The organism is Ruminococcus flavefaciens, assembly GCF_900119075.1.
GTDB lineage: Bacteria > Bacillota > Clostridia > Oscillospirales > Ruminococcaceae > Ruminococcus > Ruminococcus flavefaciens_Q.
Genome location: NZ_FPIP01000005.1, coordinates 103,722 through 116,372, shown reverse-complemented (window position 1 = coordinate 116,372; position 12,651 = coordinate 103,722). Strand labels below are relative to the sequence as shown.

Annotated in this window: 12 protein-coding genes; 3 read left to right on the top strand and 9 right to left on the bottom strand. The window is 49.9% G+C overall.

Features of this window, described 5'->3' with window-relative positions:
- Position 1: 1 nt before the first annotated feature.
- Entirely contained in the window at positions 2-1,378 is a 1,377-nt protein-coding gene (gene glmU / locus BT105_RS09090; protein ID WP_081367847.1) for a bifunctional UDP-N-acetylglucosamine diphosphorylase/glucosamine-1-phosphate N-acetyltransferase GlmU, read from the top strand.
- Between the two features lie 223 nt (positions 1,379-1,601).
- On the opposite strand, the gene BT105_RS09085 is transcribed toward glmU, so the two are convergent.
- Both BT105_RS09085 and BT105_RS09080 read right to left on the bottom strand, forming a co-directional pair.
- Complete coding sequence (locus tag BT105_RS09085; protein ID WP_072300418.1) at positions 1,602-2,405, bottom strand: LytR/AlgR family response regulator transcription factor; 804 nt, start codon at positions 2,403-2,405, stop codon at positions 1,602-1,604.
- The gene (locus BT105_RS09080; protein WP_072300417.1) at positions 2,386-3,702 is read right to left on the bottom strand and encodes a sensor histidine kinase; all 1,317 of its coding nucleotides are present in this window, start codon (positions 3,700-3,702) and stop codon (positions 2,386-2,388) included. The genes BT105_RS09085 and BT105_RS09080 overlap by 20 nt, the downstream gene beginning before the upstream one ends.
- Positions 3,703-3,954: 252 nt before the next feature.
- Here BT105_RS09080 and BT105_RS15190 point away from each other — a divergent pair, with 252 nt between their 5' ends.
- Both BT105_RS15190 and BT105_RS09070 read left to right on the top strand, forming a co-directional pair.
- Positions 3,955-4,161 (top strand): hypothetical protein, encoded by a 207-nt coding sequence (locus tag BT105_RS15190; protein WP_072300416.1) that lies wholly within the window; start codon positions 3,955-3,957, stop codon positions 4,159-4,161.
- A 266-nt stretch (positions 4,162-4,427) separates the two neighbouring features.
- Positions 4,428-7,232: a dockerin type I repeat-containing protein gene (locus BT105_RS09070; RefSeq protein ID WP_072300415.1), complete on the top strand. Its 2,805-nt coding sequence runs from the start codon at positions 4,428-4,430 to the stop codon at positions 7,230-7,232.
- A gap of 41 nt (positions 7,233-7,273) precedes the next feature.
- Here the strand turns inward: BT105_RS09070 and BT105_RS09065 are convergent, their stop codons facing one another.
- The 7 genes from BT105_RS09065 to BT105_RS09035 form a co-directional block, all read right to left on the bottom strand.
- Positions 7,274-8,203, bottom strand: coding sequence for a hypothetical protein (locus BT105_RS09065; RefSeq protein ID WP_072300414.1), 930 nt, complete (start codon positions 8,201-8,203; stop codon positions 7,274-7,276).
- Positions 8,200-8,595, bottom strand: a complete 396-nt coding sequence (locus BT105_RS09060) for a hypothetical protein (protein WP_072300413.1) — start codon at positions 8,593-8,595, stop codon at positions 8,200-8,202. Before BT105_RS09060 ends, BT105_RS09065 begins: the two co-directional genes overlap by 4 nt.
- Positions 8,592-9,002: a hypothetical protein gene (locus BT105_RS09055; protein WP_072300412.1), complete on the bottom strand. Its 411-nt coding sequence runs from the start codon at positions 9,000-9,002 to the stop codon at positions 8,592-8,594. The genes BT105_RS09060 and BT105_RS09055 overlap by 4 nt, the downstream gene beginning before the upstream one ends.
- Positions 8,996-9,370: a hypothetical protein gene (locus BT105_RS09050; RefSeq protein ID WP_072300411.1), complete on the bottom strand. Its 375-nt coding sequence runs from the start codon at positions 9,368-9,370 to the stop codon at positions 8,996-8,998. Before BT105_RS09050 ends, BT105_RS09055 begins: the two co-directional genes overlap by 7 nt.
- Before the next feature lie 10 nt (positions 9,371-9,380).
- A complete protein-coding gene (locus BT105_RS09045) occupies positions 9,381-10,214 on the bottom strand; it encodes a hypothetical protein (RefSeq protein ID WP_072300410.1) in 834 nt (277 codons plus the stop codon).
- Positions 10,215-10,499: 285 nt separating this feature from the next.
- Entirely contained in the window at positions 10,500-11,468 is a 969-nt protein-coding gene (locus BT105_RS09040) for a phage major capsid protein (protein WP_072300409.1), read from the bottom strand.
- Positions 11,469-11,482: 14 nt separating this feature from the next.
- Positions 11,483-12,619 (bottom strand): serine/threonine protein phosphatase, encoded by a 1,137-nt coding sequence (locus BT105_RS09035; RefSeq protein ID WP_072300408.1) that lies wholly within the window; start codon positions 12,617-12,619, stop codon positions 11,483-11,485.
- Positions 12,620-12,651: the final 32 nt, after the last annotated feature.

Sequence of the window (12,651 nt, the reverse complement as noted above, 5' to 3'; positions counted from 1 at the left end):
CATGAACAAAGCAGTTATTTTAGCAGGAGGACAGGGCAAGCGCATGAAAGCGGAAATGCCAAAGCCTCTTTTCAAGGTGCTCGGAGAGCCTATGCTCCGCTGGGTAATATCAGCCTGTGAAGCGGCTGGCCTTGCCGATATATGCGTAGTTAAGGGCTTCAAGGGCGAGATGATAGACGAGTATCTCGGCGGCAAATACACCACAGTATTGCAGGCTGAGCGTCTCGGCACAGGTCACGCAGTACAGCAGGCTATCCCATTCCTCGAAAAGGACAAGAGCGGCAATACCCTTGTATTATGCGGCGACGCTCCATTTATCGACGAGGAAACTATCAGAAGCTCCCTCGAAATGCACGAAAAGCAGAACAACGCCGTTACAGTTATCACTGCGGAGCTTGACGAGCCTTTCGGCTACGGCAGGATAATCCGCACAGAAAACGGTATCAGCGGTATCGTGGAGCAGAAAGACGCTACCGACGAGCAGAAAGCCATAAAGGAAGTAAACTCGGGCGCTTACTGGTTCAGAACAGCCGACCTTGTGGAGCTTCTCGGAAAGCTTGACAATAACAACGCACAGGGCGAGTATTACCTTACAGATACAATTTCCATAGCCATTTCCGAGGGCAAGAACGCAGGCGCATACAAGTCCGACAACGCCGACATCATCAAGGGCGCCAATGACAGAAAAGATTTACTGGAGCTCAACAACTATGCCCGTATGGCAGTTATCGAGAAGCACCTTGCAAACGGCGTGGAATTCACCTGCACAGACGGAGTAGTCATCGAGCGCGGCGTTACTATCGGCGTGGGCACAGAGATTCTCCCCAACACTATTATCCGCAAGAATACAACTATCGGCGTCAACTGCAAGATAGGTCCCAATACAGTAGTCGAGAACTGCAAGCTGGGCGACGATGTAAACCTTCACACCGTACAGGCATACGAAGCCGAGATAGAATCAGGCGTAAAGATAGGACCATACGTACATATCCGTCCTGACAGCGTCATCAAGTCAGGCACAAAGATAGGCGACTTCGTAGAGATAAAGAACTCCGTTATCGGCGAAAAGACCGCTATCGCACACCTTGCATACGTAGGCGACAGTGATATCGGAAAGCGCGTAAACATCGGCTGCGGAACAGTTACCGTAAACTATGACGGTATCGAAAAGAGCCGCTGCGTTATCGGCGATAACTGCTTCGTAGGCTGCAATACCAACCTCATCGCACCTGTAAAGCTTGGCAAGGCAGTTTACACAGCCGCAGGAACTACCGTAACAAGGGACGTTCCCGACTATGCACTGGCTATCGACAGAGGCGTGATGAAGATAAACGAGGGTTATACCCTCCGCAAGCTCAAAACCAAGCTTGGCAAATGATTAATGTAAGGGCGGATATTATCCGCCCTTTTTGTAGGGGCTGATGCCTAACAGGCACCCGTACCCTCTGTCGCTTTGCGACATCTCCCTACACTGTAGGGAGTCACCCACATCAGCCCGCCCAGTTACCGCAAAAGCATACGGGGCGATGTAAGCATCGCCCCCTACAAACTAACGGCTAACGGCTAAAAAAGCGTGATGTAAAACATCACGCTTTTTTCTATCAAAGTGACTTTATCCTCTCGGCAGAATCGCTTATCTCTGCCCACGAATAGTCTATCATATACTCGCCGTGATAGGACTTGAACGCCTCTGTATCGCCCGAAAACAGGTCGTAGAGGTCGCAGTCCACGGCTTCCTTGTTTATCTGTATCTGTCTGTTCTGCTTGATTATGACATTATGGAAGCCTGCCGCTTCAATGTCCTTAATAAGGTCCGAAACATACTGCGAAACCTTTTTCGAGGTCGGTCTGTCGAAGTCCTCCACCTCGAGAACATCTGCGGCTATCTCCTTGCTGGTAACGGGATATCCGCACTGGTCGATAAGATAGGCAAATATTTCCTTGGAAATAGTACGTGAAAACTTTATGGGCGTATCGTCCTTTCCGAAAACGCGGAAGTTTCCGAATGTACGTATCTTCAGCTTTCCGCTGCCCTTGTCCTCAGCCTTTGAGGAGTATCTGAAGTTCTCAAACTCATTGCGGATATCGTCCTCGGTGTAGGGCTTCATGATATAGCCGCTGGGACGCATCTGTATAGCTGCAAAGGCGTACTCGGAATAGCTCGTCACGAACACGATATTGCACATAGGCGAATGCTTTTTCAGCTCGATAGCCACCTGTATACCTGACATCTTGCCTATTCTTATATCAAGGAAAGCCGCGTCAAAGGGCTCCTTGTCCTCATATTCGAGAAACTGTGACGGTCTGCGGAAGGAAACAATCTCCGCGTCGGGGCGAACCTTATGTATAGTATCTACGAGAAGCTGTAATGCATAGCGTTCATCATCAATTGCCAAGATCTTCATTTCCTAACTCCTTTGGAATTATAATAGTACATTCCGTGCCCTCATTGGGAACACTTTTGATAATAAGCTCTCCTCCGCACTCGTCGGCAAGACGCTTGCGGACGTTTGCGATGCCTATATGGCTGTCGTCAAGGTCTTTCAGGGAATCCAGCTCAAAGCCTGCTCCGTTGTCCTTGATGACTATCTTGTGGCTGTCCTCGGTCTCCTCGGTGGATATCCACACTGTACCGCAGCCGCTTTCCGACCTGTTGATACCGTGCTTTACGGCATTTTCGACTATGGGCTGTATAGTCAGCTGAGGCAGCTCGAATTCATCGTCCTTTATATCGAAAACCACGTCCAGCTCGTCCTCAAAGCGGAGCATTTCCAGTGAAAGATAAACCTTTGTATGGTCTATCTCCTCTTTTATGTCAACAACGCTCTGACGGCTCATAGCTTCGAGGTTCTTTCTCAGGAACTTCGAGAAATCTATGAGAGCATTCTTTGTTTTCTTGGTATCCTTATCGCAGAGATAGATGATAGAGGTCAGTGAATTGTACATGAAATGGGGCTGTATCTGAGAAATAGTCAGCTGACGCTTGCTTCGCTCCAGCTCCAGCTCCTTTGTTCTGAGCTGTATCTTCATTTCGCTCTGATATATCGCAACGAGGTAGAAATAGTAGATTATGATATCCAGAGCAACTATCTCGTCCATAAGATCAACAACTATGTAAGCAGCTTCAAGGTAGCATTCAAAAAGCGTGAGGAATACGATGAATATTACCGTAAAGCCCTTGCTCATCTGCTTTTTCTTGATAAACTCAATGGAATACCGTATGAGCAGCAGCAGATACAGCATACCGACGAAATACGGCAGCAAAAACAGCAGATCGTCGTGGTATTCAAGGTGATTGTCATAGTGGAAGATTATCTTTGTTCCGCAGAGATTGATTATCTCCTCGACAATAAGCACCGCCTCGGGGATAAAGATGATGTACTTTTTCTTGACAGGAGCCACCAGAAGCAGCAGCACATAGGCTATCATCGGGAACAGTATATGCTCGATAGCCGACCGCAGATACAGCAGCGTCTTTATGCTGTCGCCTTCATAGGAATGGCGCGGATCGTAGACCGATTCCATGTACCAGTCCTTCATAGCGGTATTTACCACTATAACCGACAGCAGCACCATAATAACGGCGATATGGTCGGTTCCGTGAGGGTTCTCCTTGCGGTTCTCAAGTATCATTATTGCTATTCCGATTATCATTGCGACCGAAATAAAATTATTATTGATGATCTCATGGATAGTACTCATCCGTAACCACCTCCCTGCTGCGGCAAATAAATATACACAAAAGCATTATATCACATTCTGCATTGTTTGTAAATAAATGACGAGAGGTAATTTGTAAACTTTTTTTGACCACAGTGATTTTTGCATCTTAAAAAATGCCGAAAAATCTGCGTTTGCGAAACGCCCTCAAAAATTTTTTTCAAAAAAAGCCTAAAAAACGGCATTTTTGTTGAACCATGTGGAACAGCCTGTGTTACAATAGGAGCGTGGGATATGATATGTATATATCGTGATAGCAGAAAGGACACAGACGCTGCGGCTGGAAGGAACTGGGGGGAAACAGTGCCGCGCAGGTCGCTGACCGTGCGGAACGTGCTGCGGTGTCTCCTTCTCTGCAAGGAAGCGGATCCCTGCTCCGTGTACGGGGCAAAAAAAGAGAGTAAAAGAGGCTTTATGATCTTCATTGTTATTATTGAATAATAACGGCAGGCGCAGCTTTAAAAGCTGCGCCTTTATTTTGTTCCGAAATGTTATGATTCTGTTAATTGGATTTAAGTTGGCACAGCTTAAAAGATAGTTCACATTTAGGCTCTGCAAAATAATATTCTCATTATATCATATAGTGTCATAACTGATATATCGTATTGACACTATTGTATATAGATGATAAAATTAAGACGTAAAATAAACGTGAAATGGGTTTAGACAAAAAATAAATAAACTAAAACCAGAAAGGAAAAATTACAATGAACAGAATGAAAAAGACTATCGCAGGTCTTTGTGCTCTTTGCTTCAGCTTAGGCTCAATGTCCGTATCAGGCACATCGGACAAGAGCAGCACAGCTTTTGCAGCCACAAAGGACATCTCCTCAACAATGGAATGGGACACCCTCAAAATAGGCGGTGCGGGATTTGTTTCAGGCATTGTTGCCGGCGATAAGGAAATGTATCTCCGTACAGACGTTGGCGGCGCGTACAGATACGACTATGACAAGAACAGATGGGTTCAGCTCTTCGGCTTCATCAACGAGGACGACAGAGGACTCCTCAGCTGTAAGGGTATCGCTATCGATCCAAAGGACGATATGACCGCTTACTTCCTCTGCGGCTGTGCTTACTTCTCAGACGCAAAGACAGTCATCTACAAGACCACAGACGGCGGCAAGACCTTCACAGGCGTTGACGTTACCGAGCATATACAGGTACACGGAAACGGCGACGGACGTGAGTGTATCGAGCCTATCGCTGTTGATCCCGACGACACAAATACTATCTACGCAGGCGGCGACGTTACCGCAGGCAAGTCCGCTCTTATCAAGTCCACCGACGGCGGCAAGTCATGGAAGCCTGTTGAGGGCTATGACGCTCTCGGACTTTTCACAGGCGAGCTCAAGTACCCGTCATGGACAGATCATATGGTAAGAGGCACTGAACCAAGCAAGCTTTATAATCAGCAGAACGGTATCGGCTGCGTCTATATCGAGGGCGGCAAGGTCTATGTAGGAACCTCCGTCACAGGACAGGCAAATGTTCACGTTGCAAGCGTCAAGGACGATAAGTTCACAGCTGTAACAGCTCTCCCCCACGACAACTATCCTCTCTCTATAACCAGCGACCACAACGGAAATCTTTTCTTCACATATATCGCAGGTCTTGCTTTCGCAGGAGCTTCGGGCGGCGCTTACAAGTACAACATCGCTTCGGGCAAGGCTGAAGAGCTCTCCGTATCAAACAACTCTATCGGTATGATAGAGGCTGACAAGAACGATCCGAACAAGCTTTTCGCACGTACCTGCGGCGTATTCTCAGACCAGTGGTTCGGCGAGGAGTGGATACAGGACGATCCTTCCACTCCCGAAAACGAGGGAACTATCGCATGGGGCGACCATTTCTTCCGTTCATCTGACGGCGGCAAGACATGGCAGGATATAACTCCCGGTGCAGGTGAAACAGATTACTCCACAGGCAAGGGCGTCAAGAAATTCGTCTCGCTCCCCATGGACCTCGGCGGCTATGACTGGATATACGGCAAGGCTTGCCACTGGGGCAGCAGTATCGTTATCGATCCGAGAGACAAAGAGGGAGACAGACTCGTCCTCACATCAGGAAACGGCGTTTTCGCCTGCGACAACGCATGGGACGATATGGGCGTTCAATTCTACTTCCAGCCCGACGGCGTTGAAGAATGCGTAAGCCTTGACTTTGTCAGCACTCCCGACGGTCTTGACCTCTCCGCTATCGGCGACTACGACGGCTTCGTTCACGAGACAGTTGACGGTATCCCTGAGCAGTACAAGCCGAATCTCGGCTCTACCTCAGCTATCGCAGTCTGCCCCCAGAATACCGACGTTTGGGCAAGAACTGCAAACGGCGACGGCAACAACACAGGCAGCGGCTACTACACACTTGACCGCGGCAAGACATGGAAGACATTCAAGCCTGCCTGCACAGGCGGCAAGCTCTCTATCACAGAACTTTCAAAGGGCAAGTACAGAATAATCAACTCCAGCTCAAAGGGCGCTGTTTCCTACACAGACGACTTCGGCGCAACATGGAAGACCTGCGACGGTATAAAGGCTTCAAAGACCGTTTATACTCTCGTTGATCCCGAGAACGCCAAGACAGTTTACGCTGTAGGCGCTCAGTACAACGAGTACTGGTCATCTGATATGTCCAAGAAAGAGCCTACCTACGACGAGTCACACTACTCATACTATGTGAGCGATGACTACGGCGCTACATTCACAGAAACACGTATCTGCCCATATAACTGGGAGCTCACATGGAAGTTCGAGGAGACAGGCGATCCTGCATACCTCGGCAACGGCAAGATAGCTTTCGCAGGCGCAAATCAGGGCGTTTACATAATCTCCGACAAGGGCAAGACTGTTGAGCACCTCGAAAATGTCGAGTACGCTAAGTGTATCGGCTACGGCGCTCCCGAGAAGAAGGGCGATGTGAATACCCTCTACATCTACGGCAAGCCCGAAAAGGACGACAAGGAGGGCATTTACCGCTCCACAGACGCAGGAAAGTCATGGGTCTGCATCAACACAGACCACCTCTACGGCGGCACAGGAAACGGTAACTACCTCGTAGGCGATATGAACGAATTCGGCAAGGTTTATATGTCAACAGTCGGCTGCGGTATCGTTTACGGACGCATAGCAGGGAGTAAACCTCCAACGACCACAACAACAAAGGTCACAACCACAAAAGTCACAACAACCAAAGTCACAACAACAGCTGACAAAACAACTGCAACAACTTCTGTTTCAACTGCAAAGCCTGATCCATACGAGTATGACAAGGACTACAAGGCAGGCGACGCAAACGCTGACGGAGCAGTAGACCTCTCCGACGTAGTAATGATAATGCAGGCTCTGGCAAATCCGAACAAGTTCGGCACAACGGGAACTGACGCGCACCACATCACAGCACAGGGCGTCAAGAACGCCGATGTTACGGGCAACGACGGCATGACCACCGAGGACGCAGGCACAATTCAGCGCTATCTCTTAAAACTGGTACCCTCTCTGCCGGTTAAATAAACACCAAAACGGCTTCCATATCGGAAGCCGTTTTCTTATGCTCAGTTATGGGGGAACTTATCCCTGTACACGCTTATCTCGGTGAAAACTCCCCTGCTGCTGCCGTTTACAGACACCTCCGCGATACGCTCCGCAGTGATACTGCCGAAGCTCACTCTGTCTCCGATATCCTCTCCGCGATAGCCGCAGTAAGAGCAGAAAACTCTCTCTGCGCCGCGGAAATCGTACTTGTCGCGGTAGGTCAGAGCCTGCTGAGGCGAATAGAGAAACCGCATATCAAGGTCGAAGTACTTGTGACGGACTATTTTCAGCGCTGTAACGTCGCTGTCGGAGAGGTCAAAATTACCGTAATCTCCGTTGATATCCGCCATGTGGTAGTCGCTGGCAAGGCGGCTGTATATGAACTCCGCACCCGTAGTTATGAGCTTTTCACCTCTGTGGTCGAAGCTTTCGGGATTGGGATACTGGCTTATCATCACCGTATTCGCGCCCCTGATATAGGGGTAAGTCCCAAGAAGCTTGTATGCTAAATTCGCAGCCGCGTCCCACATTGAAGTATTTGGCTTTACGTAGATATAGCTGCTGTTGTCGGGGTTGTTCTCGTGGGTGACATAGGGCAGAGTATAGAAGTTGTCCATAAGGTCGTTGAATGAGATGTTCATTTTCAGTCCCGGCTCTATCTGATTCTGAGTGAGCAGCGATGTGAAGCCGCGCGACTTTATCACAAGGAAATCCTCGCCGCCCTTTTTCTCCCATTTAAGGCTGTCCACCAATCCGTGATGTATCTCGCGCCCGTCTATAATGAGCGAGACCTCCGCCGCGCCGCTGTATGAGCTTCCCGAAGCCCTGACCTTTGCGGTCAGCGACGTATAGGGCGTATAGATATCCTTATGAAAGCTGAAGCCAAGCACATTGTTCTCGGCGTACCACGAGGAGCCGCTTTTGTCTTCGATAATTATTCTCACACTCATGGCTCTGTTCTCCTTGTTACAGGCTCGGCAGTAAGAAGCACCACTGTTACGTCTGCCCAGTCGCCGCCCTTGTCGTCAAAGGCATAGGACAGCATTCGGCAGTCCGCAAAGACAAGCCCCATATGTTCCACGTTGAATGTATTCGCAGAGTTCACCAGCGCATTGAAGCTGAGCACCGCATTTTCGGGACTTCCCTCAATGCCGACTCTGCCCGTAAAGGTGAGCCTTGTGCTTCGGGAGGCGTTGTTTGTAAAAACCGTGCCCCCGTCGGCTGTTGACTCCTCGGCGATACTGCGAACCGCAGAAGACTTGAAGCTCTCGCAGAAAAGGGTGACTCCGCCGATGACCACCTCCGCAGGCTTTCGCTGATTAATGGAAGTTACCGTACTCATGGAGTGCTCCTTTCAAACTTGGTGATACCGCTGACGCGGAGCTTCACCGTCAATACAAGGCGCTGGATATTGCTGTCGAATTTAAGGCTCATTTTGCTTATACTACAGGTAAGTCCCGACATATCAAGCATAACGGGAGCAATATTATTATCGTAGTATTCGTACAGCTCCTCCGCCGAGGATTTGTCGGGAGCTGTAACGTTCAGCTCCAGCTCGGCTTTAAAGGGCAGATACACCATATACTGGGAATAAATAGGCGTTGACGACTCAAAGGCGCTTACGCCCACAACTGTGAAGAAGCTCCTGCCCTTGCGGTCAAGAGCCCGTCCGTCAAAGGCGCTGTAAACGGGAGAGACTTGGTTCTCAGCCAGTTTTTCGATGATATTGTCGATAATGTCTCTCAGCATGATATCAGCTCCTCTCCCCCTGCAAAGCTGCTGAATATGAAGTTCTTGGAGCTTATAAGGTCTGCGGCTATTTGCAGATAGTCCCTGAGAAGCTCCTTTGCGTATTCGTATGCGGTATTCTGAGACTCCTTGAGCACCTTGCCTGCGTAGGTAAAAGCGGCTCTCTCCCTTGCGGCGAGAATCTGCTGAAGTCTGTAAAAAGCCAGAGCCGCACACAGAAACGAGAGCCTGACCTCGGTCGTATCAGCGTCGGGAAGAAGTATGCGCTGGACTTCGCTGACTGCAAGAAGTATCAGCTGATAGTAGTCGTCGCCGTTTTCCTCTCCCGTAAAGAGCTCAAAGGCGGTGACAATAGTCTGTATATCCATAGTTTTCCTCCTATCTCATTGAAAAATCGGAAGTCTGCTCCTCGTCCTTTGCCGAATCATCGAGCTGTACCTCTGCACCGCCCTTTCCGCACTGTGCCTCAAAGGACTTGCGGAGAGCTATGAGCTGCTGAGTATCAAGGTTTGCCGCCGAAACAGAAGCTATATCTGCGGCAGCACGTCCGCCTGCAAAATATGCAAGTCTGCGGATATCGCGGCGGAGCTCCTCATTTGCTGCGGAAATATCTGCGTTTTCGTGAGCCTTTACGGTATCGGCTTCGCTGTATTTCTTGGTGACACCTGCGTTTACCTGCGCAGGCACGGCAACGAAGCTCCACTCATAGGCGTCGGTGATGTCGTCAAGGATAGTATGACAGAGCTTTCCGCCGTAGCGCTTGCCCTTGACGTGGTTGCAGGAAACGGTGTTCTTGTCGTTTCCGCATACCGAGCAGATACGCTTAGCCGCCGAGCAGGAAATGCTGACCTCTTTCTTTATGCCGCCGTCAATTTCGGCGATAAGGTCCTTGTTGTTATCGGTGCGGACCATGTAGGCGCTTGCTTTCAGGTACTTGTAGGGCTCGCCGTATTCGGTAGTACGCGATTCGTCGGTGATGAGCTCCGCGTCGAAGATACGGGCGTTCTGATTTGAAGCCGCGGCGTCATGGTCGAAAATGCCTGTCCTGCCGATGAAGCGTTCACGCAGAGCTTCAAGAGCCTTGTCGGAAAAACGCTCGCAGTCGCGGTCGATGTCGTTGTCGCAGAGCACAAGGTCAAAGATGTAGACCTCGTCCTCAGTGAGCTTTCTCCGCGTGAACCTGTTTATCTTATCAAGAATTGTTTTTTCCATGCTTTCTCCTTTCCAAAAACTTTTTGTAGGGGGCGATGCCCACATCGCCCCGAATATTTTACGGGCTGATGTAGGCATCAGCCCCTACAAATTAAATCTGTAGGGGCGAGTTCCGCTCGCCCGTCTAAACTAATGCTTTCATGTTCGGGCGCACACTGTGCGCCCCTACAAGGCAAAAATTATGCGTTATTTGGTGTAGGGGCGGATATTATCCGCCCGTTTGTATTTGTTTCCTATATTAAGGGACGCCCTGCAAGAGAGGGCGTCCCCTGAATCGGGGCGATATTATTCGTTTGAATTGACAGTAAGCACCTTTACTGCGTCGGGAGTTATCTTTCTGAAGCCGCAGGTAATAGACACTGTCATCTGGTCAAGCTGACGGTCGATGAGCTTGTCTGTCTCCATTACAAGGTCGGTGCTGGTGATGAACTCCAGTGCGAAATCACGGTCGATACCGATGATAGTATCGTCGTCGGCAGCAGATGTCTTGATGAGCTCAGAGCCGAATGGCAGAACAAGCTTGCCCTCGGAATTTGCATTGCAGTCCTTGACCTGCTCCATAGCTGCTATCTTTGAAGCAAGCTCGGGAGATGTAATGACAGTTGTCATATCGAAGCAGTCGAACTCGCCGTAAAGCGCCGCAAGGTCGCTGTATGTGAGAGCTGATGTTGTGATAGGTGTTACGCCGTCAACAAGAACGTCAACAGCCTCCTTGACTACGCTGACCGCAAGTCTCACGCCTACGCTTCTGAGCATAACGCCGAAAACGTCAAGTCTCTGCTGGCGGATAGCCTCGTATGAAGCGCTGATGAGTCTGCCGAACTTTGAGAGCACTGTTGCTGTCGAGCCCTCTCTTACAGTAGCCTCGGGGAGCTGTACTGCCTGCTCTGTAGGCTCGTATGCGGCTGTCTGGTCGTCCATGACGCAGCCGAGATACTGGCTGCTTGCGCATACTGTCTTTGCTGCACAGACAGAACGGAGCACCGTCTCGTCGAAGCCCTTTCTGATACATCTTGTTACGAACTCAGGGAAAAGGATAGCTGTCTCGGTAGTTGAGAAAAACTTCTCAACACGGTCGCAGTCCTGACCGTTTATCCTGATATTGAAGCGCTTGAGCTGTCTCTCGAAAGCGTCCAGCTTTTCGAGAGGTGAGCCTGCGTATGCGGAAGTAGGATCAAGCTCCTCAAGAGCTGCTGTGAATGACTTTCCGCTGAGATTGTAAAGGCCTTTTTCAAGTTTGATTTCGTTATACATATTAAAATCCTCCATTATGATTCATTTTTTTCGAGGCGCATTTCTATTTCACGCGCCTGTGCGTTTTTCAGCCTTGCCTCTGCAAGTGCTGTTTCGTCCTGTAGATTGATGTTGTCCCACTCTACCGAGCAGGTCGCCTGCGCTCCTATGGAAGCGAGGAACGAGTCCCCAACGTCGCGGATAACAGGTGTGAGCAGTCTGCGGTAGTATTCCAGCTCAGAGGTGAGTATATCAGCCTGCTGAGAGGACATACGCTCCGTGGAGCTCCACGACAGTCCCAGCAGAAACGGCGGTATAGAGAGCTTTGCGATGAGCTGCTCAAGTATCTGCCTTACGGGCACATTGGTATCTATAAGCTTGTTTTCAGCTCCGATGACCTTTATATCAACGTCGCCCACCGCTACAAAGTCCTTGACCTGTCCGTATTTTGCCGATTCCATGCCATCTGCCCATTCACGGGCTATCTGCTGTGCCCTGTCACGGGAGTACATTGCGTCTCCTGCCTCTCCTGTGGGCTTGTAGGTCACTGCATAGCGGACATTTCCAACACGGTCAAAGTTCTGACCGATACATTCGTATATCCTCATAAGGATACCGCTGAGTGACGGCAAGCCTCTCAGGAGAGAGTGACCGCCTGTGAGCTCGGCATAGAGTATGCGCTCGGGGTGCGCTATTTTTCGGGAGCTGCCGCTGTTTTCTCTCAGGGTGTAGCTCCTGCTGAACGCATCTGCTCCCGAAGCTATGCGGATACGGGAGATATCCCCGTTCCACAGCCCTGCGATGCGCTGCTGCTTGCTGTCTGTGACTATCTCGCCTACAGCGCTGCCGTAGGTGAGGAGACTGTCCAGAAAATTATCCGCGAAGCAGCCCACTGAACGTCCCGTAAGTCCTACGGGGACGTCTTCGAGAAATCTGTCCAGCTCCTGCTGGTACTCCTCGTCAGAGCATACCACATGAAAGCCGCCTGTAAGCCTGATTATCTTCATTATTGCGGCGTCTATGATAGGTACTGCGCAGCGAAGCCTGTCGTAGAGCTCCTTTTCAAAGGGCTGTACTGCCGCAGGGAGCGAAAAGCTCTCACAGCAGCCGCGCTGCATACTTACCAGCTCGGGTTCAGCCTTCGGAGCTCTTTTCTTCTTAAAAAGCTTCATGTTACCTCCTTGTTGTTTTTTGAACGGTGGTG